Here is a 24,053-nt window from a genome sequence, read left to right on the forward strand (position 1 = left end):
TCGATCGACTCGACGGTGGCGCGGGTTTCAAGTGCTGCGTGGTGGGGTGATTCGAGCATCTGCCAGTCGTCTCCGGCAGGCAGTTCCCCGGGCTGACGGTGGAAGACCGGCAACCGGGCAGGCAGGCCCATGCTCACCGTTGCCTCGGCTGCCCAGCCCGGACCGGCCAGGGTGGGCATGGGCGTACCAGCACGACCGTCAACACTCAGGTGCTCCGCGGCAACGGACTCCTCAAACGCAGACAGACCCGAACCCGAACGGCTGGCACCGGCAGGAGCAAGACTCGGGCCGCGAGCCAGGTACTGACAGAGATCATCCGCAGTCACCACCTCAACGGTCTCCACCTCCGTACACGCCGGGACCACCAAGGCCTGCTCCGCAACATGATGGCGGTGCGCGTTGTGGGTGTGGTGACTGCGGCTGCCCCGCCGAGGCCGCAACCCGGCGGAGATGAGAGCACCACCCGCGCCACTCCTGTCGCGACTGCCGGCGGGGCCCGTGGGCAGTTCCGTGCCTGGTCCTGTGCTGTCCCGGGAAGTGCTGGGTGACATCATCGTCACCTCCTCAACTGTGCGTGTCCAGCCTCAAAGATTCATCTGGTTCGAATCTATCGTGAGGCACAGACACAACTCCCACCCACGCCCTGAGGGCACTGAAGCCGCAGGTGGGAAAGCGGAAGCGGTCCCTCCCAGCTGAGCTGTCGTGACCGCGCAACTCTCTATGCGGGTACCCACTCTGCGTAACCCTCTATGCTCAGGGACGTACATATCGTTGCGCTCATTGAAGCTGCGCTCATTGAAGCTGCGCTCATCGAAGAGGTGTCAACGTGGTCCCCTGGGACGTTCTGCTCGCCTTCGTCGCAACTGTGTGCGGGTTCATGCTCATCCCGGGTCCTGCGATGCTCTACGTCGCGACGGTGGGGGTGGAGCGCGGCCGGAGTGCGGGCGTCGCAGCCGCCGGTGGTCTGGCTCTGGGCTCTCTCGTGCTGGCGACTGCGGCGGCTGTCGGCCTCACAGCGGTCCTCGCCGCCTCGGAGACCCTGTTCCTGCTGTTCAAGGTGTGCGGAGTCGCCTATCTGGTCTACCTCGGCGTCCGACGACTGATGACCCCGATGGCCGCGATCTCCGCGGATCGGGGGAGTGCGAAGGGCTCGGCGAATGAGCCCGAGGCGGAGGCTGGCGCAGGCATCGGCGTCCTCCGCGAGGTCGGCCGCGGCACGCTGGTGAGTCTCTCGAACCCGAAGGACGCGCTCTTCTTCTTCGCCTTCCTCCCGCAGTTCGTCAGCGGCGCGCACGGCAGCGCGCAGCTGCAGATGTTCCTGCTGGGGTGCGTCTTCGCGCTCGTGGCGCTGCTGTTCGACGGGTGCTACGGCCTGCTCGGCTCGCAGCTCAGGCGGCTGTTCGTGAAGCGGCCGCGGGTGTGGGAGAGCCAGCGCTGGGTCTCCGGTGCGGCCTATCTGCTCATGGCCGCCGTGGCCGCGTTCTCGTCCAACCGCACACGAACCGCCTGAATGACCGAGGGCCGGCTCCCTTTCGGGAACCGGCCCTCGGCCTCACCACGCAGCCGGGCTGCGGAGCAGACGCACGGTCCAGCGGCGAGCAGGACCCTCTGAGAGGATCAGAGCGCGTTGATCTGCTTCGCCAGGCGCGACTTGCGGTTGGCGGCGTTGTTCTTGTGCAGAACGCCCTTGGAGACGGCCTTGTCCAGCTTGCGCGAAGCGACCTGGAGCGAAGCGGCTGCCTTCTCAGCGTCACCGGCAGCGATGTCCTCGCGCACGGCGCGGACTGCGGAACGGTACTCGCTGCGGACGGCCTTGTTGCGAAGACGCGCCTTCTCGTTCGTGAGGATGCGCTTCTTCTGCGACTTGATGTTTGCCAACGTCAGCACTCTTTCGTGTGAGGTGAGAATATGGTCGTGAGGGCTCCGCCTCCAGAGCCTGCGCGGCTCGCGCGGGGAAACACGCTGCCGCAGCCCGGAGGGGGTGACGTCCGCCCGACCATGGTGAGACACACACCTCGGCGGACGTACAGCACGACACCTTACCAGACCGCGACCGTTCAGCCCACCGACTCCACCACGCGGGCGAACCGCTCCATGGGCATGATCGCGCCCTCGCGGCGGACGGCACCGGGCTCGATCCGGATCACCCTGTCGAGGCGGATCTCGGAGGCTCGGCCCTGCGGGTCCCAGTCCCCGGAGCCCACGTTGATGTAGCGTCCGTGATCGTCCTCGTGCACCTCACCCACTCCGCCGGGGACGTTGTCCTTGCTCGTGAGCATGAGCGCGAGCAGCCAGCGGCCGTCGTGGCCGATCACGAGCACCGGGCGGTCCTTGCCCTGCGAGTGGTCCTCCTCGTACGGCACCCAGGCCCACACGATCTCCCCCGGATCGGCCTTCCCGTCCAGATCCGGTGCGTAGACCGGCTTCACCGGGCCCGTGTAGTCGCCCGGGTAGCCGCCGTCGGGCCGCTTGGGGAAGCCCTGCGCCGGCTTGGAGCGGGGTGCGGAGCGGGCGTGTGCGAGTCCGGAGCGGACGGCCTCACCGGAGCCCGCGCCCGAGGCCGGAGCGGGCCCGGCGGCGGGCTTCGCCTTCGTGTGCGGGCCCGGCTGCGGGCCGCGCTTCGCTGTGCTCTCACGGCCGCCGGAATCGCCCAGCAGGCTGTCGACCACCTTCAGCGCCGTCGTGTCACGGCCGGATCTGCGCATGTAGCCGATGCCCTGCTTCACGCCTGTGCGCAGCGCCTTCTGTGCGAGCCTCTTGAAGTCCATGCCGCCCAGCCTACTGAAGCCGTATCCGCCGGCGTCTCAGCCCGCGCGGCTCACAGCTCCGCCGTCCACCGGAACAGGGCCTGGACGGGGAAGTGGTCGCTGGGAAGCACTCCGCCGGGCGCGGCCGTGTTCACCGCAGTGCCGGTGCAGGTCAGCCCGGGGGAGTGGAGGATCCAGTCGATCCGCGTCCCCTCACCCGCGGCCCCGGAGGGCACGCCCCGGTAGCGGTGGAAGGTGGGTGCCTCGAGGTGGAGGACCGGGACGCCGGGCTCGGCCGAGGCGGACCGCACGGAGTCCGCGAGCGGCGAATCCGCGCCGGTGAGCCGTGCGTGGAGCTCGTGCGTCTGGGCGACGTTGAAGTCACCCGTGACCAGCACCTCCGCGCCGTCGGCCAGCCCCGCCCGCGCGGCGGTGAGCAGCATCCCGGCGGCCTTCGCCCGCCCGGGTTCGGAGCGGTGGTCCACGTGGACGTTCAGGACGCGCAGCCGGTGCCCGCCCACCCTGTCGCGGAAGTCCACGCGGGTGAGGGTGCGGGGGTGGGCGGCGCCGTGCATGCGGGAGCCGGGCACCTGCGGCGTCTCGGAGATCCAGGAGACCTCAACAGCCTCGGCGTCGAGTCGCTGCGAGTCGAAGAGGATCGCGGTGAATTCCCCCGCGTTCCCGCCCTCGCGGCCTTCCCCGGTCCAGGCGTAGCGCGCGGGCAGCGCCTCCACGAGGGACTCGAGCTGGTGGATCTCCCCCTCCTGTGTGCCGATCACATGGGGCAGCTCCTCGCCCAGCAGCGCCGCCCAGGCCGGGAGGCGCGCAGACCACGGATGGCCGTCGGCGGCGGGATAGCGGAGGTTGGCGCTCATGGCCGAGAGCGCGCGGCCGCGGGCGGGGAGGAGGCTCACGGATCAAGCCTATGGGACAATGTGCGAGTTCGAGTGAAAGGACGACCACAGACACATGAGCCCCCAGGTGAGCGCCGAGGCCCTCAAGCGCATCGACGTGGCCGGTACGGATCCGGCGCTGATCCGCAACTTCTGCATCATCGCGCACATCGACCACGGCAAGTCCACACTGGCCGACCGGATGCTCCAGATCACGGGCGCGGTGAAGCCCCGTGACATGCGCGCGCAGTACCTCGACCGGATGGACATCGAGCGCGAACGCGGCATCACCATCAAGTCGCAGGCCGTGCGCATGCCGTGGGAGGTCGACGGCACACCGCATGCGCTGAACATGATCGACACCCCCGGGCACGTGGACTTCACCTACGAGGTCTCCCGTTCGCTGGCGGCCTGCGAGGGCACGCTCCTGCTGGTCGACGCGGCGCAGGGGATCGAGGCCCAGACGCTGGCCAACCTCTACCTCGCACTCGAGAACGACCTCACGATCATCCCCGTGCTCAACAAGATCGACCTCCCGGCGGCCCAGCCGGAGAAGTACGCGGAGGAGCTCGCCACCCTCATCGGCGCGGAGCCCGAGGACGTGCTGAAGGTCTCGGGGAAGACCGGTGAGGGCGTCGAGGCGGTCCTCGACCGCATCGTCACGGAGATCAGCCCTCCCGTGGGCGACCCGGAGGCACCCTCCCGCGCCATGATCTTCGACTCCGTCTACGACACCTATCGCGGCGTGGTCACCTACGTCCGCGTGGTCGACGGCATGCTGAAGTCCCGTGAGCGGATCGAGATGCTCTCGACGGGCACCACCCACGACCTCCTCGAGATCGGCGTGTCCTCCCCGGAGCCCACGCCCTCGAAGGGCCTGGGCGTGGGCGAGGTCGGCTATCTCATCACCGGTGTCAAGGACGTCCGCCAGTCCAAGGTGGGCGACACCGTCACGAACGCCCAGAAGCCGGCGACGGAGCCCGTGGCCGGCTACTCCGAGCCCAAGCCCATGGTCTTCTCCGGTCTGTTCCCGGTCGACGGCTCGGACTACCCCGCGCTGCGCGACGCGCTGGACAAGCTCAAGCTCAACGACGCGGCCCTCGTGTACGAGCCGGAGACCTCCGTGGCGCTCGGATTCGGGTTCCGCTGCGGCTTCCTCGGGCTCCTGCATCTGGAGATCACCCGCGACCGGCTGGAGCGCGAGTTCGACCTCTCCCTCATCTCCACCGCGCCCTCCGTGGTGTACCGCGTGGTGATGGAGGACGGCAGCGAGCACACCGTCACCAACCCCTCGGAGTACCCGGAGGGCAAGGTCTCCCACGTCTACGAGCCCATGGTGCGCGCCACCGTCCTCACCCCCTCGGACTTCGTGGGCGCGGTCATGGAGCTGTGTCAGTCCAAGCGCGGCCAGATGCAGGGCATGGACTACCTGTCCGAGGACCGGGTGGAGCTGCGCTACCGCCTGCCGCTGGCGGAGATCGTCTTCGACTTCTTCGACCAGCTCAAGTCCCGGACCAAGGGCTACGCCTCCCTCGACTACGCCGAGGACGGCGAGGCGGCCTCGGCGCTCGTGAAGGTCGACATCCTCCTCCAGGGTGACCAGGTGGACGCCTTCTCCGCCGTGGTCCACAAGGACAAGGCCTACTCCTACGGCGTGTCCATGGTGGGCAAGCTCAAGGAGCTCATCCCGCGCCAGCAGTTCGAGGTGCCGGTGCAGGCGGCCGTCGGCTCGCGCATCATCGCCCGCGAGACCATCCGCGCCATCCGCAAGGACGTGCTCTCCAAGTGCTACGGCGGTGACATCAGCCGCAAGCGCAAGTTGCTGGAGAAGCAGAAGGAGGGCAAGAAGCGCATGAAGATGGTGGGCAGCGTGGAGGTGCCCCAGGAGGCCTTCATCGCCGCGCTCTCCTCCGACGACGGCAAAGCGGAGAAGAAGTAGGGGTGCCGGCCCAGCCCGAAGGGGAGCCCGCGCCCCGCAGCGGTGCTCTGCCCCCGGAGGCCGCCGCGCGGGCCGGCGGCTCCACCTTCAGCGCCTACGTCCACGTGCCCTACTGCCGCGTGCGGTGCGGGTACTGCGACTTCAACACCTACACGGCCGACGAACTGGGTCCGGGCGCCAGCCGCGAGGACTACCCGGCGCAGATCGCCCGGGAGATCGCGCTCTCCCGGCGCGTGCTCTCCGGCACCGCGCTGGCCGAGCGCGCCTTCGACACCGTCTTCTTCGGGGGAGGCACGCCCACGCTGCTGCCGGCGGAGACCCTCGCCGGCGTCCTCGGCACCCTGGGCCGCGAGTTCGGCCTGGCGCCGGATGCGGAGGTCACCACCGAGGCGAACCCGGACAGCGTCGACGCCGCGTACTTCCGGGTGCTCGCCGAGGCCGGATTCACCCGGGTCTCCCTGGGCATGCAGTCCGCGGTGCCGCACGTGCTCGCGACGCTCGAGCGCACGCACGACCCCGCCCGGGTGGGAGAGGTCGTCGCGGCGGCGAAGGACGCGGGGCTGCAGGTGAGCCTCGACCTCATCTACGGCACGCCGGGGGAGAGCCTCGCGGACTGGGAGCGGAGTCTGCGCGCCGTGCTCGAACACCGCCCCGACCACGTGTCCGCCTACTCCCTCATCGTGGAGCCCGGCACCAAGATGGGCGCGCAGGTGCGGCGCGGCGAGCTGCCCATGCCGGACGAGGACGACCTCGCGGATAAGTACGAGCTCGCGGACACCATGCTGGTGGGTGCGGGCCTGCGCTGGTACGAGGTGAGCAACTTCGCGACGGCGGAGTCCGCGCGGTGCCGTCACAACCTCGCCTACTGGCGCAATGCGGACTGGTGGGGCTACGGCCCCGGTGCCCACTCCCACGTGGGCGGAGTCCGCTGGTGGAACGCGAAGCACCCTCGGGCCTGGGCGGATCGCCTCGCGGCCGCGGAGTCCCCGGCCGTGGGGCGCGAGGTGCTCGACGCGGACACGCGCGCGCTCGAGGAGATCATGCTCGCCCTCCGTGTGGACGGCGAGTTCCCGCTCGCCCGCCTGGCGGACTCGGCCCGCCCGGTCATCGCCCGCCTGCTGGCCGAGGGTCTGCTGGGGGCGGAGACCGTGCGGACCGGACGGGTCTCACTCACGCTGCGCGGCCGGCTGCTCGCGGACGGGATCGTCCGGGAGCTCGCCGACCACCTGCGCTGAGCAGCGCCGCGCGGACGGCCGGTCCGCCTCAGCGGACGATGTCCGGGACCAGCGGGAAGCGGTAGACCTCGCCCTGGTTCGCCCTCACCGCGGCGATGATCTGCAGCACCCAGCCGGCGACGACCACGGCGGGCAGCAGGACGAAGCCGATTCCCACGAACATCAGCAGCCCTGCCGCGATGCCCGCGACGATGAGCATGATCTGCAGGTTGAGCGACTGCCGGGACTGCTCCCGGACGAACGGGGACTCGTCCTTCTTGATGAGGAACACGATGAGCGGGACGAGGGCGCTGACGAAGAGGGCGCCCAGATGCATGAGCAGGGCGAGCGTCCGCTCGTCCGCCGGAGCGCCCCAGTACCCGGCGGAGCCCTGTCCGTAGGCCTCCGCCGGGTGCGGTCCGCGCAGCGGCGGGCCGGAGGTGTGAGGGTACTGCGCGTAGCCGTAGGTGCTGCTGTTCATGGCTCCAGATTCGCAGACCCGGCGGCGCGTGCGGAAGAGGGCTTTCCCCCGTTCACGGGGGCGGGTTCCGCTCAGTGCCGGTTCACCGTCACGAAGTCGATGAGCTCCTCCACCCGCCCGGACAGGGCCGGGTCCACGTCCGCGATCGTCCGCACGGACTTCAGGATCCGGACCCAGGCGCGCGCGGTGTCCCGGTGGTCCGCATGGGGCCAGCCGATCCGCTTGAGGACGCCGGTCTTCCAGTCCTCGCCGCGGGGCACCTGCGGCCAGGCGCGGATGCCCACGACCTCGGGCCGCACCGCCTGCCACACGTCCACGAAGGGGTGGCCGATCACGCGGACGTTGCCCGCCCAGCGCGGCTCGCGCATGACGGACTCCGCGAGCCGCATCTCCTTGGTGCCCGCCACCATGTGGTCGGCGAGCACGCCCACCCGGTGCTCGGGATCCGGTCCGAACTCCGCGATCGCCTCCGGCAGGTCGTCGAGTCCGCCCAGGGGTTCGACGACGACGCCCTCGATCCGGAGGTCGTCGCCCCAGATGGCCTCGACGAGCTCCGCATCGTGCTTGCCCTCCACCCAGATCCGCGATCCCCGCGCCACGCGGGCGGGTGCGTGGGCGACGGCACGGGAACCCGAGGCGGTGCGCTCAGGCTTCGCGGGAGCCTGCGCGCGGGGTGCCGGCCGGGTGAGCACGCAGGCGCGGCCCTCGACGAGGTAGCCCGGGCCCAGCGGGAAGGCCGCGCGCCTGCCGCGCCGGTCCTCGAGGATCATCGCGATGCCGCCCGCGGCCTTCTCGATCCGGATGATCTCCCCCACATAGCCGGTCTCCGTGACCTCGACGACGAGGCCGGGCCGGGCGGGGACCTCGGGCAGCTGCTTCCGGGCGTGCGTGCGGCCGGAGGACAGGACGTCCCGGCCGTAGGGATCATGGTGCGGCATTCCGCTCACGATACCCGCCGTGCCGCCGGCCGGCCGGGCAGCGCGCCGGCCGAGTGGATGCCCGCCCGGCACAGGGAGTACGATTGGCACTCGGCAGACGCGAGTGCCAGTATGCATGCGTCCAGGGATTCGTGCAGCTGTGTGTGCAGCCTCGGGAAGGAGCGGTGAGGATGAACGACGACCGTCGTGCCCGCGTCCTCCAGGCGATCGTGGAGGACTACGTCTCCACGAACGAGCCGGTGGGGTCGAAGGCGCTGGTGGAGAAGCACAGGCTGGGCGTCTCGAGCGCCACGATCCGCAACGACATGGCCGCCCTCGAGCAGGACGGCCTCATCGCCCAGCCCCACACCTCGGCCGGCCGCATCCCCACGGACAAGGGCTACCGCCACTTCGTCGACCGGATCGACGAGATCAAGCCCCTCTCCGCCGCGGAAAAGCGGGCGGTGGCCCGGGTCCTCTCGCATCCTGTGGACGTCGACGACATCCTCGACCGGACGGTCCGGCTGCTCTCGCAGCTCACCCACCAGGTGGCCCTCGTGCAGTATCCCCGGGTGACGACCGCGGACGTCCGTCACATCGAACTCGTCGACCTCGCGCCCACGCGCGTCCTCGTGGTCCTCATCACGAGCGGCGGCCAGGTGGAGCAGCGTCTGGCCGATGTGGGCCGGGAGGTGAGCGCGGCGGAGATCGCGGACGTGCGGGACCTCCTCCTCGCCGCGCTGGCCGGCACGCCGGTGGCCCAGGTGCCCGAGGCGGTCGAGGGTCTCCGCCCGCGCCCGGAGGAGGCGGATCTCGCCACGGCCGTGGGCACCGTCCTCGCGGACCTCTCCCGCACCTTCCGCACGGAGCGCCTGGTCATGGCCGGCACCGCCAACCTCGCGCGGGCGGGCACGGAGCTGGGGGCGAGCATCGGCCCGCTCCTGGAGGCGTTCGAGGAGCAGGTCGTCCTGCTCCGCCTCCTGTCCGGGATGACGGCGGAGGGTCCGGACGTTGCAGTGAGCATCGGCAGCGAGAACGCCTACGACGGGTTCGCGACGACGTCGCTGGTGGCGACCAACTACCTCGCAGACGGCATCGAGTCCCGGATGGCCGTCCTCGGCCCCACGCGCATGGACTATCCGACCACGATGGCCGCGCTGCGGTCCGTGGCGCGCTACGTCTCCGCCATACTGAATGACTGAGGCCGCGCAGCACCGCAGAGACCGCGCAGACGAAACATCGAGCACCCCGACCTGAGGAGACTCCGCACACGTGAGCGACCACTACGAGACCCTGGGCGTGTCGAAGGACGCGTCCGAGGCTGACATCAAGAAGGCCTACCGCAAGCTGGCCCGCAGGCTCCACCCCGACGTGAGCCCGGGCAGCGAGGACGAGTTCAAGCGGGTCTCCCTGGCGTACGACGTCCTCTCCGACCCGGAGAAGCGCCGCAACTACGACATGGGCGGCGGCGAGAACGGCCAGGCGGGCCCCGGTGCCGGGTTCGGAGGCTTCTCCGACCTGTTCGAGACCTTCTTCGGCGGAGGCGGGGGCGGCGGCCGTCCCCAGCCGGCCTCCCGCACCCGGCGCGGCAAGGACGCCCTCGTGGCCCTGCACATCGACCTGGAGACCGCGGCATTCGGCGGCAATGCGGACGTGCAGATCGTCACGGCGAACGTCTGCGACTCCTGCGAGGGCAGCGGCGCACGGCCCGGCACGGACATCACCACGTGCCCCACCTGCCACGGCGCGGGCTCCGTCCAGCAGATGGCCCGCACGCTGCTGGGCCAGATGCTCACCAACCAGACGTGCCCCCAGTGCCGCGGCTACGGCACCATCATCGAGCACCACTGCCCCAACTGCCACGGGGACGGCCGGGTGCGCGCGGAGGAGACCATCACGGTCAAGGTGCCGGCGGGGGTGCGGGACGGCAACCGCATCCAGCTCTCCGGCCGCGGCGAGGCCGGTCCCGGCGGCGGGCCCCGCGGCGATCTCTTCCTCGAGGTTATCGTCGAGGAGCACCCGGTCTTCGAGCGCGACGGCGCGGATTTCCGCTGCACGCTCACCATCCCCATGACGGCGGCCGCGCTCGGCGCGGAGATCCCCCTGGAGACCTTCGACGGCGAGCAGACGGTGGAGGTCCGGGCGGGGGCCCAGACCGGCGACGTCGTCCGGCTGCGGGGCCTCGGTGCCCAGCAGCTGCGCCGCGACGGCCGCGGCGACATCTACGTCACCCTCTCCGTCGAGACGCCCACCGCGCTCACCGGCGAGCAGCGCGAGCTGCTCGAACAGCTCGCCGGGATGCGCGGGGAGACCCAGCCCGCCGGCCGCGCCGGCGACCGCCACTCCGGCCCCTTCTCCCGGCTGCGTGAGAAGTTCGCGGGCAGATGAGCCGCTCCGTCTTCCTCGACCGGGAGGTGGAGGCCGCGGGTCCTGTCACCGCCGGTGACACCGTCGAGCTCGCCCCCGGGGTCGCCCGGCACCTCGCCGTCACCCGCATCCGTGCGGGGGAGGAGTTCGACCTGGTCGACGGGGCCGGCCTGCGGCTGCGCGCCGTGCTCGCGGACGACGGTGCCGGGGCCGCCGAGGGCACGCGCGTCCGCGTCCTGTCCGTGGTCCGGGAGGAGCGCACGGGTCCCGAACTCGTCCTCGTCCAGGCCCTGGCGAAGGGCGAACGGGACGCACAGGCGATCGAGGCCGCCACGGAGATCGGCGTGGACCGGGTGATCCCCTGGCAGGCCGCCCGCTCCATCGCACAGTGGCCGGCCAAGAAGGAGCAGAAGGCGCACGCCCGCTGGCGTTCGCTGCTCGAGGCGGCCACCCAGCAGTCCCGGCGCTCCCGCGCGCCCGAGCTCGAGCAGCTGGCCCGCGGCCGCGGCATCGCCGCCCGCCTGCGCGAGGACGACCTCGTGCTGGTCCTGCACGAGGAGGCCCGGGAGCACCTCGCGGACCTGCTGGCGGGGATGCCGGCCGATGCCGGCGCACAGGCGAGGGCGCATCCGCGGATCGTGCTCGTGGTGGGACCGGAGGGCGGCATCTCCGGCGAGGAGATCGAGGCGTTCGCCGCCGCCGGCGCCCGCCCGGTCCTGCTGGGCCCCACCGTCCTGCGGGCCTCCTCGGCCGGGCCGGCCGGACTCGTCCTCGTCCAGGCCGCGCTGGGCCGCTGGGCCGCTCGCGGAGAGTCGCCCCGGCCGGCGGAGCAGATAGACTGAGAACGCACACGCACCCCGTCCCGGAAGGACCCGCACTGGCCGCAGAACCCGCCCCCACCACCGTCCGACTCGCCCTGCCGGAGCACATCGACCCCGTCGCACTGTTCGGCCCTGCCGAGGCGAACCTGCGGGCGCTCGAGGACCTGGCCCCGGACGTGGACATCCACGTGCGCGGCCGCGACGTCACCCTCACCGGGCCCGAGGCCGCCGTGGGCAGCCTCGTGACGACGATCGGCGAGCTCAAGCGGATCCTCACCGCCGGTGCCGTGCTCTCCCCGGAGACCGTCGCCCGCGTCGCGGGCATCCAGGCCAGCGGCACCCCGGCCTCGGAGGTCCTCGGCGCGAGCATCCTCTCCTCCAAGGGATCCACGGTGCGCCCCAAGACGCTGGGGCAGCACGAGTACGTCCGCGCCATCCGCTCGCACACCATCACCTTCGGCCTCGGCCCGGCCGGCACCGGCAAGACCTACCTCGCGATGGCGATGGCGGTGGGAGCGCTGCAGCGCCGCGAGGTGTCCCGGATCATCCTCACCCGGCCGGCGGTGGAGGCCGGCGAGAGGCTCGGCTTCCTGCCCGGCACGCTGGGGGAGAAGATCGACCCCTACGTGCGCCCGCTCTACGACGCCCTGCACGACATGCTGGACCCGGAGCGGATCCCCAAGCTCATCGAGACGGGCACGATCGAGGTCGCTCCGCTGGCCTACATGCGCGGGCGGACGCTCAACGACGCCTTCATCATCCTCGACGAGGCGCAGAACACGACCCCCGAGCAGATGAAGATGTTCCTCACACGGCTGGGCTTCGGCTCGCGCATGGTGGTCACCGGTGACACGAGCCAGGTGGACCTCCCGACGGGGACGTCCAGCGGCCTCCGCGTGGTCGAGCGGATCCTGGACGGGGTCGAGGACATCGCATTCATGACGCTCACCAGCAGGGACGTGGTCCGCCACGCGCTCGTCTCCGCGATCGTGGACGCCTACGACCGCAGCGAGGCGGGCCGGGAGCGGCCACAGGGCGCACAGCAGGGGAAGCAGGGGAAGGGACGACGATGAGCATCGAGATCGCGGACGAGGCGGGCTCCGGCCTCTCCCTCGACGCCGTGCGCGCCGTGACGGAGCACGTCTACGCCCAGATGCGGATCCACCCCGAGGCCGAGGTCTTCATCCGCTTCGCCACGGCGGAGGACATGGCCGACCTCCACGTGGAGTGGATGGACCTGCCGGGCCCCACGGACGTCATGTCCTTCCCCATGGACGAGCTGCGGCCCGGGGACGGCGAGCCTGAGGACGCCGCGCGCGGGGTGCTCGGCGACATCGTCGTGTGCCCGGAGGTCGCCGCCTCCCAGGCCGCCGCCGCCGGCCACAGCACGCTGGACGAGGTGCTGCTCCTCACGGTCCACGGCCTCCTCCACCTCATGGGCTACGACCACGCGGAGGAGCAGGAGAAGGCGGAGATGTTCGGTCTCCAGCGCCGCCTGCTGCTCACCTACTTCGCCGAGCACGAGCCGGGGCGCACGAGCGTGCCGGACCCCACGGAGGGCTGAGATGGCAGCAGTGGGGCTCTTCGCCGCCGCACTCGTCTCCGTGGCCCTGGCCGGACTCTTCGTCGCGGCGGAGGCCGCGCTCACCGCGGTCTCCCGGTCCGAGGTGGTCGAGGCGCGCGAGGCGGGCCGCCGCGGCGCGGCGCGCGTGGAGCGGGTCCTGCAGGATCCGCGGGTGCACATCTACGTGCTCACCTTCGTCCGGCAGCTGTTCGAGGCGCTGGCCACGGTCTTCATCGCACTCGCGTACGACAGCCTCTTCGGGACCACCTGGGAGATGGTGGTCTGCACCGTCATCACCGCCCCCGTCGTGGTCTTCGTGGCCGCCGGGGTGTCGCCGCGCGCCGTCGCCCGCCACTACCCGCTGGCCACCTCCCTGCTCCTGGGCGGTCTGGTCGGCGGTCTGCGCACGGCGCTCGGACCCGTCGCCCTCGTCCTCGTCTGGCTGGGCAACATGCTCACGCCGGCCAGGGTCTCCGCCGCCGGCACCTCGCTCTCGGAGTCGCAGCTGCTAGACTACGTCGAGCGGGCCTCGGCCTCGGACGTCATCGAGGACTCCGAACAGGACATGATCGAGAACGTGATCGCGCTGGGCGACACCCGCGTGCACCGGATCATGGTGCCGCGCACGGACCTCGTGACGATCGGCGCGGACGCGACCCTCGACGACGCGATGGTGCTGTTCCTGCGCTCCGGCTTCTCCCGGGTGCCGGTGGTGGGCGCCGACGACGACGACGTCCGCGGGGTCCTCTACCTCAAGGACGCCGCGCGCCGCCTGCACGTGAGCCCCGAGCTCGCGGGCGAGACGGTGGCCGGCTTCGCCCGGCCGGCGGTGTTCGTGCCGGAGACCAAGGAGGTCGACGACCTCCTCGCGCAGATGCAGGCGGACAACGTCCACGTCGCCGTCGTCGTCGACGAGTACGGCGGCACGGCCGGCATGGTCACCATCGAGGACATCGTCGAGGAGATCGTCGGCGAGATCGAGGACGAGTACGATTCGACCGATGGGGACGCGGTCCGCACCGCGGACGGCGCGGTGACGGTGAGCGCGCGCATGGGCATCGACGACCTCGGCGAGCTCTTCGACGTGCGCATCGAGGACGAGGACGTCACGACGGTGGGCGGCCTCCTGCAGAAGCTCGTGGGCCGCGTGCTCATCGAGGGCTCCTCCGCGGAGATCGCCGGCCTCCGCCTCGAGGCCCTGCCCGGCCAGGGCCGCCGCCACAGCATCCGGCGGATCCGCGTCTCGCCGGCCCCGCCTGCACACACGACAGGGAGAACCCCATGACCGATGTCCCGCCCCCGCTCTTCCGCACCGACGTCCCCGCCGGCCACCGCGCGGGCTTCGCCTGCTTCGTGGGCCGGCCCAACACGGGCAAGTCCACGCTCACCAACGCGCTGGTGGGGGAGAAGGTGGCGATCACCTCGGCCAAGCCCCAGACCACGCGCCACACCGTGCGCGGCATCGTCCACCGCGACGAGTACCAGCTGATCCTCGTCGACACCCCCGGCCTGCACCGTCCGCGCACACTGCTGGGCGAGCGGCTCAACGAGCTCGTGGCCGGCACGCTCGCGGAGGTGGACGTCATCGGCTTCTGCCTGCCGGCGGACGAGAAGCCGGGCCCCGGCGACCGCTACATCGCAGAACAGCTCGCGCAGTTCTCCGGCCGCACGCCGGTGGTCGCCCTCGTGACGAAGACGGACCGCGTCTCGCGGGACGCGGTGGGGGAGGCGCTGCTGCGCGTCGCGCAGCTGGGCGACTTCGCGGACATCATCCCCGTCTCCGCCGTGGACGGCTTCCAGGTGGACGAGGTGGGCGCCGTGCTCTCTTCGCACCTGCCCGCCTCCCCGCCGCTCTACCCGGACGGGGAGCTCACGGACGAGCCCGAGGCGGTGATGATCGCGGAGCTGGTGCGTGAGGCCGCGCTCGAGGACGTGCGCCAGGAGCTGCCGCACTCGCTCGCGGTGCAGGTGGAGGAGATGCGGCCGCGGGAGGGCCGGCCGGAGGACCGGCCGCTCTGGGACGTCCACGTCAACCTCTACGTGGAGCGGGACAGCCAGAAGGCGATCATCATCGGCAAGGGCGGTTCGCGCCTGCGCGCGATCGGCACGCAGGCGCGCGGGCAGATCGAGGCGCTGCTGGGCACCCCGGTGTACCTCGACCTCCACGTCAAGGTCCTCAAGGACTGGCAGCGAGACCCCAAGGCCCTGGGCCGGCTGGGCTTCGACTTCGCCTGAGGCGCCGGTGCGGCCGCGGCGTTCCCCGGAATCCGCGGCATCTGTAGACTGAGCGGCTGTGAGCGACCCCCAGATCATCCATCTTGCAGACATCGACCCCCGGGTCTCACCCGACGAGCTGATCGACGGCCTCGTGCCGCCGCCGCAGTTCGAGAGTGTGTCCTTCGCCTCCTACCGCCCGGACCCCGCGCAGCCCTCCCAGGCGCAGGCGCGCGACACCCTCGAGGAGTTCGCCGCCCAGTCCGGCTCCGGCGGCAGGCTCTTCGGCCGCCTGTTCGGCGGGCGGAAGGGCCGGTCGAAGGGCGTCTACCTCGACGGCGGCTACGGCGTGGGCAAGACGCACCTGCTGGCCTCGACCTGGCACGCGAACCAGAAGCCGGCGACCTTCGGCACGTTCGTCGAGTACACCAACCTCATCGGCGCGCTCGGGTTCCTCCGCGCCCGCGACGAGCTGAGCCAGATGAAGCTCGTGTGCATCGACGAGTTCGAGCTCGACGACCCCGGGGACACCGTGATGATGTCCCGCCTCATGCGCGAGCTCACGGACGCCGGGGTGAAGATCGTCGCGACCTCCAACACCCTCCCGGGCGCGCTGGGCCAGGGGCGGTTCGCCGCCTCGGACTTCCTGCGGGAGATCCAGGCGCTCTCCGACCAGTTCAGCGTCATCTCCATCGACGGCGACGACTACCGGCACCGGGGCGCGCCCGCGCCGCCGGAGCCGCTCTCCGCCGACGCGCTCGAGGCCGTCGTCGCCGCGGCGACCGGCACCCTGGCCCGCGACCCCTTCGGCTCCCTCGTCGCGCACCTCTCCGCCGTCCATCCCTCTCGCTACGGCCGGATGCTCGACGGTGTGGGCACGGTGGCGTGGGAGGACGTGGACACCCTCACGAACGAGGGGGTGGCGCTGCGCTTCGTGGCGCTCGTGGACCGCATGTACGACCGGGACATCGCGGTGCACAACACCGGCGTGCGGCTGGACGCGATCTTCACCGACGCGATGGTCGCCGGCGGCTACCGGAAGAAGTACCTGCGCTGCCTCTCGCGCCTCACCGCGCTCGCGCAGAAGGGCCGGGAACAGGCGGCTGAAGCACAGGTGAATGCGGTGTGACACAGGACACCGGCGATCGATTTGCACGGCCTGGTGGGGGCGTGTAGATTTATGTTTCGTCGCCAGGGAGACCGGGCGGCACGGAGCCTGAGGTTCTCTCGCCGGAAACGGCGGTGGGAAGCGGGTTTCGCGCGGATGTGGCGCAGCTGGTAGCGCATCACCTTGCCAAGGTGAGGGTCGCGAGTTCGAATCTCGTCATCCGCTCGGAGATGGTCAACCGTCTCGCGGTGGAGTGGCCGAGAGGCGAGGCAGCGGCCTGCAAAGCCGTATACGAGGGTTCGAATCCCTTCTCCACCTCTGTTCGCTCCGGTTCGTCCGGATCGAGCGCGATTGGCGCAGCGGTAGCGCGCTTCCCTGACACGGAAGAGGTCACTGGTTCGATCCCAGTATCGCGCACGGCGGTCCACGCCGCTGGAGTATAAGTGAACAGCCTGTTCAACAGGCGCGATTGGCGCAGGGGTAGCGCGCTTCCTTCACACGGAAGAGGTCACTGGTTCGATCCCAGTATCGCGCACGGATGAGGAGCCGGGGACTGCATGTCCTCGGCCTTTATCATGGCGGCGGCCGCACCCTCGGACGGGTGCACACGCGCGATTGGCGCAGCGGTAGCGCGCTTCCCTGACACGGAAGAGGTCACTGGTTCGATCCCAGTATCGCGCACAGATCCGGACAGAGGCCGGGAACCTTCGGGTTCCCGGCCTCTGTCGTCTCCCGCCCTCTGCGCGTCCCCGGACCAGGCGCTAGACTCTCAGGCGGCGCAGGGCCCCGGTACGTCCCTGCCTGCGGGAGCGGCAGCCGTGAGACGGTACGCCCCCGGATCGCACAAGCTTAGGAGCAGACAGTGTCCGCAGACCTCATCCTCGAAGGCAACTCCCACCCGTTCGAGGAGGGGATGACGGGTGCGACGCTCTTCGCCGAGCGGCGCGACGTCGTCGCGATCCGGCTCGGCGGGGTCCCGGCGGATCTGTCGCGGGAGCTGCACCCGGGTGACGAGGTCGAGCCGATCACGCTCGCGGACCAGGACGGGCTGAACATCCTCCGGCACTCCGCCGGCCACGTCGTCGCGCAGGCGGTGCAGGAGCTCTTCCCCGGCACCACGCTGGGGATCGGTCCGTTCATCACCGACGGCTTCTACTTCGACTTCGGCAACGTGGATCCCTTCACCCCGGAGGACCTCAATGCGATCGAGAAGCGGGCCAAGCAGATCATCAAGGAGGGGCAGACCTTCCACCGCGTCGAGGTGTCCGAGGAGGAGGCGCTGGAGCGGATGGCCGGGGAGCCGTACAAGACGGAGCTCATCACCGGGCGGTTCGGCGCGGCCGACGACGAGGCCGGCGTGGAGGTCTCCGCGGGCGATCTCACGGTCTACGAGAACCGCAACCGCAGGGGCGAGACCGTGTGGCAGGACCTGTGCCGCGGCCCCCACCTGCCCACCACCCGGCACATCGGCCAGGGCTTCGCGGTCACCCGCGCCTCGGCGGCCTACTGGCGCGGGGACCAGGCGAACGACTCGCTGCAGCGCGTTTACGGCACCGCCTGGGCGTCGAAGGAGGACCTCAAGGCCCACCAGGAGCGCCTGGCGGAGGCCGAACGCCGCGACCACCGGCGCCTCGGCTCGGAACTCGACCTCTTCTCCTTCCCGGACGAGCTGGGCTCCGGCCTGCCGGTGTTCCACCCCAAGGGCGGCATCATCAAGCGGGAGATGGAGGACTACGTCCGCGCCCGCCACATCGAGGAGGGCTTCTCCTACGTGGGCACTCCCCACATCTCGAAGGAGACCCTGTACTTCACCTCGGGCCACCTGCCCTACTACGGGGAGAACATGTTCCCGGCCTTCGGCGTGGACGAGGTCCCCTACCGCCTCAAGGCGATGAACTGCCCCATGCACAACCTCATCTACCGGTCGCGCGGCCGCTCCTACCGCGAGCTGCCGCTGCGCCTGTTCGAGTTCGGTACGGTCTACCGCGACGAGCCCTCCGGCGTGGTCCACGGCCTCACCCGCGTGCGGGCGCTCACGCAGGACGACTCGCACTCCTACGTCGCCCAGGAGGACGCCGGGAAGGAGATCCGGCACCTCCTCGACTTCGTGCTCTCGCTGCTGCGCGACTTCGGACTCGACGACTTCTACCTCGAACTCTCCACCCGCGACGAGGACGGGAAGAAGAAGGACAAGTTCATCGGCTCGGACGAGCAGTGGGCTGAGGCCACCCGCACCCTGGAGGAAGTGGCGCGGGAGTCGGGCCTGGAGCTCGTGCCGGATCCGGGCGGAGCCGCCTTCTACGGTCCCAAGATCTCCGTCCAGGCCCGTGACGCGATCGGCCGCACCTGGCAGATGTCCACCGTCCAGCTGGACTTCAACCAGCCGGAGCGGTTCGAGCTCGAGTACCAGGCCGCGGACGGGTCCCGGCAGCGGCCGGTGATGATCCACTCGGCCAAGTTCGGCTCGCTCGAGCGCTTCATGGGCGTGCTCACGGAGCACTACGCCGGGGCGTTCCCGGTGTGGCTGGCACCCGTGCAGGTCGTCTGCGTGCCGGTCGCGGAGCCCTTCGTGCCGTACCTGGAGGAGATCGCGGCGAAGCTGCGCGCGGCCGGCGTGCGCGTCGAGGTCGACGACTCGGACGACCGGATGCCCAAGAAGATCCGCAACGCCTCGAAGCAGAAGGTGCCCTACACGCTCATCGCCGGCGGGGAGGACGCCGAGGCCGGCGCGGTCTCCTTCCGCTTCCGCGACGGCACGCAGCGCAACGGTGTGCCCGTGGACGAGGCCGTCGAGACGGTGCTGGAGGCGATCCGCACCAAGGCGCAGGCATGACGGCGCACGGCGCGGGTGCGGCCGGGATCCCGGAGCCGGAGGCGGCCGCGGGCTTCCCCGGGGAGCCGGACGGCTTCCAGCGCCTCTGGACGCCGCACCGCATGGTCTACGTGGGCGGCGACGCCAAGCCGCGTGACGAGGGCGAGCGGGAGTGCCCGTTCTGCGCGGCTCCCGCGCACGAGGACGCCGAGCGCCTCGTCGTCGCCCGCGGCGCGCACGTCTTCGCCGTGCTCAACCTGTACCCCTACAACCCCGGGCACCTGCTCATCTGCCCCTATCGCCACGTGGCCGACTACACGGATCTCACGCCGGAGGAGACGCGGGAGCTCGCGGAGTTCTCGCAGGAGGCCATGCGCACCGTGCGGCGCGTCTCCGGACCGGACGGCTTCAACCTCGGCATGAATCAGGGCGCGGCGGGAGGCGCGGGCATCGCCGCGCACCTCCACCAGCACGTGGTGCCCCGCTGGTCCGGGGATGCGAACTTCCTGCCGATCGTCGCGCAGACGAAGGCGCTGCCCCAGGTCCACGGGGACGTGCGCGCGCGGCTGGCCGAGGCATGGGGGAGCGACGATGAGTGAGGCCGCTGACGCGTCTGCCGCCTCGACGCCCTCGGCCCGGCTGCTCGCCTCGCTGCACACGCTCGCCCGGCCGCGTGCGGCCGGGACCTCCGTGCGCTTCGAGGTCACGCGGCCGGACGCCGCGACGGACACCTACACCACGCGCCTGCACGCGGTCGCGCTCGACTGCGACACGGACGGCCTGCAGGTCCCGCCGGAGAGCCGCTGCGCACGTGTGAGCACCGGCTGGTCCGACACCCATGAGGCGGCCGCCGGGGACGTGCGCGTCCTCCTGCGCGCCTCCCGCGGCGCCCCGGCCCAGCTGTGGGCGGCCGTGTCGCCGGGCGAGCTCCGGCAGGTCACCGACGAGCCCCTGGGCGTCTGGGCGCCCGTCCTCGCCGAGGACGGCGCGAACGCGTACGTGCTCGCGCGCCTGCCGGAACCCGGTCGCTACGGCACGGATCCGGAGGTGGGTCCGGAGGCCGAGGCGCCGCGCCGGATCTCCTCCCTGCAGTACCAGTCGAACGGTCTGGGCTGGGTGCTCGACCGCCCCACGCGGCTGCTCCGGATCCCCCTGGACGGGGAGTCCGCACCGGCGGTCGCCGGTGAGCTGCCGCTGCCGGAGCCTGAGACGCTCCTCACCCTCGCCGGCGAGGTCTCGGACCTGCGGGCGGACCTGGGCCGTGCCTCCGTCGTCGCCCCGGTCGCACGGCCGGGACGCACGGCGGATCTGCGGACGACCGTGTGGCTCGCGGACGAGACCGGCCCGCGGGCGCTCGACCTCGGCGACCTCGCGGTGCGCAGGCACGCCTGGCTGGACGCCGGCACGCTCCTCGTGACCGCCGTGGAGCTCGGCCCGTCCCGGCAGGACTTCGTGGCCCGGGTGCCGGGCCTGTACCTCCACGACACGGCCTCGGGCCGCACGACCCGTCTCACCCCGGCCGACGAGTGGGAGCTCACCGGCGCGCTCGTGCCGGCGGACGGGCGCGTGCTCACCCTCGCGGACCGCGACGGGGGAGTGCTGCTGGTGTCCGTGGCGCTGGAGACCGGGGAGGTCACCGCACTCACGCCCGCGGACTGGGAGGTGACGGGCTGGTGCAGCGCCGCCGACGGCACGCTCATCGTCACCGCGGCCACCCCCACCAGCTGCGGGGAGGTCTTCCGCGTGTGCCCGGAGACGGGCGAGCCGGTGCAGCTCACGCGGCTGGACGACTCGGCCTGGTACCGGGCCGTCCCGGTGTCCGCGCCCACGCCCCTGGGAGAGGCGCACGGCTGGTACGCGCTGCCCGAGGGCGCCGGTCCGCACCCCGTCGTGCTCAGCATCCACGGCGGCCCCTTCGCCCAGTACACCGCCGCGGCCTTCGACGAGGTGCGCTCACTCACGGAGGCCGGCTACGCGGTCGTGTGGTCGAACCCGCGCGGCTCGGCCGGCCGCGGCCGCGCCTGGGGTGCGGCGGTGCAGGGCGACTTCGCGGAGCCCGCGGCCGCGGACGTCCTCGCGGTGCTCGACGCCGCGCTGGACGCGGAACCCCGCCTCGACCGCTCGCGGGTGGGCGTGCAGGGAGGCTCCTACGGGGGCTACCTCACCGCCATGCTGGCGGGCGCGGAGTCCCGCTTCGCCGGGGCGATCGTGGAGCGCGGCTTCCTCGTGCCCGAGAGCTTCGCCGGGACCAGCGACATCGGCGGCTGGTTCGGTGCAGAGTATCTGGGGACGGAGCCGGAGCAGGTGCGCCGGCAGTCGCCCATGGAACGCGTGGCCGGCGTGCGCGCCCCCGTGCTCGTCATCCACTCGGAGCAGGATCTGCGGTGCCCGCTCGAGCAGGCACAGCAGTACTACGGCGCGCTCGTGCGGGCGGGGAGGGACGCGGAGCTGCTCGTCTTCCCCGGCGAGGACCACGAACTCTCGCGCTCCGGACGGCCCCGCCACCGGATCGCCCGGTTCGAGGCCATCCTCGAGTGGTGGCGCAGGGTGCTGTAGGTCCGGTGCTCTACGCCTGTGCCGGCTGCGGCTCCCTGCCGGGCGCGAACGGAGACGGCTCCGGCTCGCGGTGCCGCGCCTGCACGAGCAGAATGACGACGCCGAGGGCGACTGCGCCGAGCGCGGCCCACACGTTGGTGCGCAGCCCCAGGAACACGAGGCTGGGGTCGAGGCGGATGCTCTCCCAGACCACGCGACCCGCTCCGTACCAGATGAGGTAGCAGGCGAAGACGCGTCCCCACTGGAAGTACGCCTTCCGGGTGAGCCAGAGCAGCACGAGGCAGCCCAGTGTGTTCCAGACGACCTCGTAGAGGAACGTGGGGTGGAAGAGGGTGCCGGGCGGGGTGCCCGGCGGGATCGCCGGGTTGCCAGGATCGATCTCGAGGCCCCAGGGCAGGGTGGTGGGCCTCCCGAAGAGCTCCTGGTTGAACCAGTTGCCGAAGCGCCCGCAGGCCTGCGCGAGGATGAGGCCCGGCGCGATGGCGTCCACCAGTGCGGTGAACCGCAGCCCCATGCGGCGGCACATGATCCACACGCCCAGCGTGCCGCCCAGCAGCGCGCCGAAGATCGCGATGCCGCCCTCCCAGATCGCCCAGACGGAACCGGGCTGGAACGGGTTCCAGGGATTGCGCCCCGGGCCGAAGTAGTCCTCGTGATGGCTGATGACGTGGTAGATCCGCGCGCCGACGATCGCCATCGGCACGGCGAGGATCGCGATGTCGAGCACCTGCCACTGGGGCACGCCGCGCTGCACGAGGCGGCGGTTCGTCAGCAGGACGGCCAGGACGATCCCGGCGAGGATGCACAGCGCGTAGAAGTGCAGGGTGATCGGGCCCAGCTCGATGCCGGAGACGGAGGGACTGGGGATCGAGGCGAGCAGCTGCGCGGCCGGGTGGTTCAGTGGCATGGGCCAAGTCTACGAGGCGGCTGCGCGAGGCGGCGGGACGCGGGACCCGCATGGCGGTAGACTGGTCGATCGGAAGAAACCGCGTCCGCGGAGCTGATCCGCTCCGCGCGAGCGCGGACCGACAGCGAAGAGGAGCACATTCCGTGTCAGGTCACTCCAAATGGGCAACGACCAAGCACAAGAAGGCCGCGATCGATGCGAAGCGGGGCAAGCTCTTCGCCAAGCTCATCAAGAACATCGAGGTCGCGGCCCGCAACGGCGGCCCTGATCCCTCGGGCAACCCCACGCTCTTCGACGCGATCCAGAAGGCGAAGAAGAACTCGGTGCCCGCGGACAACATCGAGCGCGCCGTCAAGCGCGGCGGCGGCCTCGACGGCTCCGGCGTCGACTACGAGACGATCATGTACGAGGGCTACGCCCCCGGCGGCGTGGCCCTCCTCATCGAGTGCCTCACGGACAACCGCAACCGCGCGGCGTCCGAGGTGCGCGTGGCCGTGACCCGCAACAACGGCAACATGGGCGATCCCGGCTCCGTGGCCTACAACTTCTCCCGCAAGGGCGTGGTGACGGTTTCCAAGGACGCCGCGGACGAGGACGCGATCCTCGAGGCCACCCTCGACGCGGGCGCCGAGGAGGTCAAGGACGCCGGCGAGAAGTGGGAGATCCACTCCGAGGCCACCGATCTCGTCGCCGTCCGCACCGCGCTGCAGGAGGCCGGGATCGACTACGACTCTGCGGAGGCGCTGTTCGTCCCCGGCGTGGAGGTCCCGGTCGAGGACCCGCACATCGCACAGCAGGTGTTCCGCCTCATCGACGCGCTCGAGGACTCGGACGAGGTCCAGAACGTGTTCTCGAACATCGACGTCTCCGACGAGGTCCTCGCCGCCCTCGAGGAGGAGTGAGGGTGTGAGGGTCCTGGGCGTCGATCCCGGCCTCACCCGGCTGGGCCTGGGCGTGGTGGACTCCGGCAGCCCCACGCGTCCGCAGCTCGTGGCGGTGGGGGTGGTCCGCACGCCCGCGGACGAATCCGTGGACGTGCGGCTGGGGCGGATCGCCGAGGCCTTCGACCAGTGGATCGACGAACACCGTCCGGACGTCGTGGCGATCGAGCGCGTGTTCGCCCGTTCGGACGTCTCGACCATCATCGGCACGGCCCAGGCCTCGGGGCTGACGATGGGCCTGGCCGCGCGCCGCGGCCTCCCGGTGGCGATGCACACCCCCTCCGAGGTGAAGGCCGCCATCACCGGCAGCGGGCGGGCGGACAAGCGCCAGATGACGCACATGGTGACCCGCATCCTGCGCCTGGACGCGCCGCCCAAGCCGGCGGACGCCGCGGACGCGCTGGGGCTCGCGATCACCCACCTCTGGCGCGGTGCGGTGGCGGGCGCCTCCACGCCCGGCAAGGAGAAGGACGTGCTGGCCCGCCGCGCGCGCACGACGGCGGGCACCGGGCTGACCCCGGCGCAGCAGCAGTGGGCACGGGCCATGCGCGCCGCGCGCGCCTGAGGAGCCG

22 protein-coding genes and 5 tRNA genes are annotated in these 24,053 nt (G+C 71.3%); 21 read left to right on the forward strand and 6 right to left on the reverse strand.

Features of this window, described 5'->3' with window-relative positions; all coding sequences use genetic code 11:
- Positions 1-826: 826 nt before the first annotated feature.
- Positions 827-1,510, forward strand: coding sequence for a LysE family translocator (locus tag ABD240_RS03625; protein WP_344335234.1), 684 nt, complete (start codon positions 827-829; stop codon positions 1,508-1,510).
- Between the two features lie 107 nt (positions 1,511-1,617).
- Here the strand turns inward: ABD240_RS03625 and rpsT are convergent, their stop codons facing one another.
- From rpsT to ABD240_RS03640, 3 genes are all read right to left on the reverse strand, one after another.
- Entirely contained in the window at positions 1,618-1,878 is a 261-nt protein-coding gene (gene rpsT, locus ABD240_RS03630; protein WP_291798999.1) for a 30S ribosomal protein S20, read from the reverse strand.
- Between the two features lie 179 nt (positions 1,879-2,057).
- Positions 2,058-2,768, reverse strand: coding sequence for a type II toxin-antitoxin system PemK/MazF family toxin (locus tag ABD240_RS03635; protein WP_291798997.1), 711 nt, complete (start codon positions 2,766-2,768; stop codon positions 2,058-2,060).
- Positions 2,769-2,818: 50 nt separating this feature from the next.
- Positions 2,819-3,661: an endonuclease/exonuclease/phosphatase family protein gene (locus ABD240_RS03640; RefSeq protein WP_344335237.1), complete on the reverse strand. Its 843-nt coding sequence runs from the start codon at positions 3,659-3,661 to the stop codon at positions 2,819-2,821.
- Positions 3,662-3,716: 55 nt separating this feature from the next.
- Here ABD240_RS03640 and lepA point away from each other — a divergent pair, with 55 nt between their 5' ends.
- Both lepA and hemW read left to right on the forward strand, forming a co-directional pair.
- Complete coding sequence (gene lepA / locus ABD240_RS03645) at positions 3,717-5,579, forward strand: translation elongation factor 4 (protein WP_291798991.1); 1,863 nt, start codon at positions 3,717-3,719, stop codon at positions 5,577-5,579.
- A 2-nt stretch (positions 5,580-5,581) separates the two neighbouring features.
- Positions 5,582-6,814: a radical SAM family heme chaperone HemW gene (hemW, locus tag ABD240_RS03650; protein ID WP_344335242.1), complete on the forward strand. Its 1,233-nt coding sequence runs from the start codon at positions 5,582-5,584 to the stop codon at positions 6,812-6,814.
- Positions 6,815-6,842: 28 nt separating this feature from the next.
- Here hemW and ABD240_RS03655 read toward each other — a convergent pair whose 3' ends face one another.
- Both ABD240_RS03655 and ABD240_RS03660 read right to left on the reverse strand, forming a co-directional pair.
- On the reverse strand, positions 6,843-7,274 hold the full coding sequence (locus tag ABD240_RS03655) for a DUF4870 domain-containing protein (RefSeq protein WP_291798985.1): 432 nt from the start codon (positions 7,272-7,274) through the stop codon (positions 6,843-6,845).
- 71 nt (positions 7,275-7,345) lie between these two features.
- The gene (locus ABD240_RS03660) at positions 7,346-8,212 is read right to left on the reverse strand and encodes a DUF3097 domain-containing protein (protein WP_291798982.1); all 867 of its coding nucleotides are present in this window, start codon (positions 8,210-8,212) and stop codon (positions 7,346-7,348) included.
- 170 nt (positions 8,213-8,382) lie between these two features.
- On the opposite strand from ABD240_RS03660, the gene hrcA reads away from it, so the two are divergent.
- From hrcA to ABD240_RS03740, 16 genes are all read left to right on the forward strand, one after another.
- A complete protein-coding gene (gene hrcA, locus ABD240_RS03665) occupies positions 8,383-9,393 on the forward strand; it encodes a heat-inducible transcriptional repressor HrcA (protein WP_291798979.1) in 1,011 nt (336 codons plus the stop codon).
- A 70-nt stretch (positions 9,394-9,463) separates the two neighbouring features.
- Positions 9,464-10,579, forward strand: coding sequence for a molecular chaperone DnaJ (gene dnaJ, locus ABD240_RS03670; RefSeq protein ID WP_344335246.1), 1,116 nt, complete (start codon positions 9,464-9,466; stop codon positions 10,577-10,579).
- Positions 10,576-11,400 (forward strand): 16S rRNA (uracil(1498)-N(3))-methyltransferase, encoded by an 825-nt coding sequence (locus tag ABD240_RS03675; RefSeq protein ID WP_344335248.1) that lies wholly within the window; start codon positions 10,576-10,578, stop codon positions 11,398-11,400. The genes dnaJ and ABD240_RS03675 overlap by 4 nt, the downstream gene beginning before the upstream one ends.
- Before the next feature lie 161 nt (positions 11,401-11,561).
- Positions 11,562-12,452 carry a PhoH family protein gene (locus tag ABD240_RS03680; protein ID WP_425546992.1) on the forward strand — a complete coding sequence of 297 codons (891 nt, stop codon included), beginning with the start codon at positions 11,562-11,564 and terminating at the stop codon, positions 12,450-12,452.
- Positions 12,449-12,943, forward strand: coding sequence for an rRNA maturation RNase YbeY (gene ybeY, locus ABD240_RS03685; protein WP_291794313.1), 495 nt, complete (start codon positions 12,449-12,451; stop codon positions 12,941-12,943). Before ABD240_RS03680 ends, ybeY begins: the two co-directional genes overlap by 4 nt.
- A gap of 1 nt (position 12,944) precedes the next feature.
- Complete coding sequence (locus ABD240_RS03690; RefSeq protein ID WP_291794315.1) at positions 12,945-14,228, forward strand: hemolysin family protein; 1,284 nt, start codon at positions 12,945-12,947, stop codon at positions 14,226-14,228.
- Positions 14,225-15,178, forward strand: coding sequence for a GTPase Era (gene era, locus ABD240_RS03695; RefSeq protein WP_344335253.1), 954 nt, complete (start codon positions 14,225-14,227; stop codon positions 15,176-15,178). The genes ABD240_RS03690 and era overlap by 4 nt, the downstream gene beginning before the upstream one ends.
- Positions 15,179-15,236: 58 nt before the next feature.
- On the forward strand, positions 15,237-16,286 hold the full coding sequence (zapE, locus tag ABD240_RS03700) for a cell division protein ZapE (protein ID WP_291798019.1): 1,050 nt from the start codon (positions 15,237-15,239) through the stop codon (positions 16,284-16,286).
- Positions 16,287-16,417: 131 nt separating this feature from the next.
- Positions 16,418-16,490 (forward strand) — tRNA-Gly (locus tag ABD240_RS03705).
- 22 nt (positions 16,491-16,512) lie between these two features.
- Positions 16,513-16,583 (forward strand) — tRNA-Cys (locus tag ABD240_RS03710).
- A gap of 27 nt (positions 16,584-16,610) precedes the next feature.
- Positions 16,611-16,682, forward strand: a tRNA-Val gene (locus tag ABD240_RS03715).
- Between the two features lie 46 nt (positions 16,683-16,728).
- Positions 16,729-16,800, forward strand: a tRNA-Val gene (locus ABD240_RS03720).
- Between the two features lie 74 nt (positions 16,801-16,874).
- Positions 16,875-16,946 (forward strand) — tRNA-Val (locus tag ABD240_RS03725).
- Positions 16,947-17,178: 232 nt separating this feature from the next.
- A complete protein-coding gene (gene thrS, locus ABD240_RS03730; RefSeq protein WP_344335614.1) occupies positions 17,179-19,098 on the forward strand; it encodes a threonine--tRNA ligase in 1,920 nt (639 codons plus the stop codon).
- Entirely contained in the window at positions 19,095-19,676 is a 582-nt protein-coding gene (locus ABD240_RS03735) for an HIT family protein (RefSeq protein WP_344335257.1), read from the forward strand. Before thrS ends, ABD240_RS03735 begins: the two co-directional genes overlap by 4 nt.
- The gene (locus ABD240_RS03740; RefSeq protein ID WP_344335260.1) at positions 19,669-21,633 is read left to right on the forward strand and encodes a S9 family peptidase; all 1,965 of its coding nucleotides are present in this window, start codon (positions 19,669-19,671) and stop codon (positions 21,631-21,633) included. The genes ABD240_RS03735 and ABD240_RS03740 overlap by 8 nt, the downstream gene beginning before the upstream one ends.
- A gap of 10 nt (positions 21,634-21,643) precedes the next feature.
- Here ABD240_RS03740 and lgt read toward each other — a convergent pair whose 3' ends face one another.
- Complete coding sequence (lgt, locus tag ABD240_RS03745) at positions 21,644-22,540, reverse strand: prolipoprotein diacylglyceryl transferase (protein ID WP_291798029.1); 897 nt, start codon at positions 22,538-22,540, stop codon at positions 21,644-21,646.
- Between the two features lie 143 nt (positions 22,541-22,683).
- Between lgt and ABD240_RS03750 the strand changes: the two genes are divergently transcribed.
- Together ABD240_RS03750 and ruvC are read left to right on the forward strand one after the other, a co-directional pair.
- Positions 22,684-23,442, forward strand: a complete 759-nt coding sequence (locus tag ABD240_RS03750) for a YebC/PmpR family DNA-binding transcriptional regulator (RefSeq protein WP_291798032.1) — start codon at positions 22,684-22,686, stop codon at positions 23,440-23,442.
- Between the two features lie 4 nt (positions 23,443-23,446).
- A complete protein-coding gene (ruvC, locus tag ABD240_RS03755; RefSeq protein ID WP_291798034.1) occupies positions 23,447-24,046 on the forward strand; it encodes a crossover junction endodeoxyribonuclease RuvC in 600 nt (199 codons plus the stop codon).
- Positions 24,047-24,053 lie beyond the last annotated feature (7 nt).

The sequence above is a fragment of the Brevibacterium salitolerans genome (assembly GCF_039531405.1).
Lineage (GTDB): Bacteria > Actinomycetota > Actinomycetes > Actinomycetales > Brevibacteriaceae > Brevibacterium > Brevibacterium salitolerans.

Bases quoted from the DNA above. Each gene is read 5' to 3' on its own strand.
- ABD240_RS03635 (WP_291798997.1), bottom strand. From the start codon at position 2,768: ATGGACTTCAAGAGGCTCGCACAGAAGGCGCTGCGCACAGGCGTGAAG.
- lepA (WP_291798991.1), top strand. From the start codon at position 3,717: ATGAGCCCCCAGGTGAGCGCCGAGGCCCTCAAGCGCATCGACGTGGCC.
- ABD240_RS03655 (WP_291798985.1), bottom strand. From the start codon at position 7,274: ATGAACAGCAGCACCTACGGCTACGCGCAGTACCCTCACACCTCCGGC.
- ABD240_RS03660 (WP_291798982.1), bottom strand. From the start codon at position 8,212: ATGCCGCACCATGATCCCTACGGCCGGGACGTCCTGTCCTCCGGCCGC.
- hrcA (WP_291798979.1), top strand. From the start codon at position 8,383: ATGAACGACGACCGTCGTGCCCGCGTCCTCCAGGCGATCGTGGAGGAC.
- ABD240_RS03675 (WP_344335248.1), top strand. From the start codon at position 10,576: ATGAGCCGCTCCGTCTTCCTCGACCGGGAGGTGGAGGCCGCGGGTCCT.
- ybeY (WP_291794313.1), top strand. From the start codon at position 12,449: ATGAGCATCGAGATCGCGGACGAGGCGGGCTCCGGCCTCTCCCTCGAC.
- ABD240_RS03690 (WP_291794315.1), top strand. From the start codon at position 12,945: ATGGCAGCAGTGGGGCTCTTCGCCGCCGCACTCGTCTCCGTGGCCCTG.
- era (WP_344335253.1), top strand. From the start codon at position 14,225: ATGACCGATGTCCCGCCCCCGCTCTTCCGCACCGACGTCCCCGCCGGC.
- thrS (WP_344335614.1), top strand. From the start codon at position 17,179: ATGACGGGTGCGACGCTCTTCGCCGAGCGGCGCGACGTCGTCGCGATC.
- ABD240_RS03735 (WP_344335257.1), top strand. From the start codon at position 19,095: ATGACGGCGCACGGCGCGGGTGCGGCCGGGATCCCGGAGCCGGAGGCG.
- ABD240_RS03740 (WP_344335260.1), top strand. From the start codon at position 19,669: ATGAGTGAGGCCGCTGACGCGTCTGCCGCCTCGACGCCCTCGGCCCGG.
- lgt (WP_291798029.1), bottom strand. From the start codon at position 22,540: ATGCCACTGAACCACCCGGCCGCGCAGCTGCTCGCCTCGATCCCCAGT.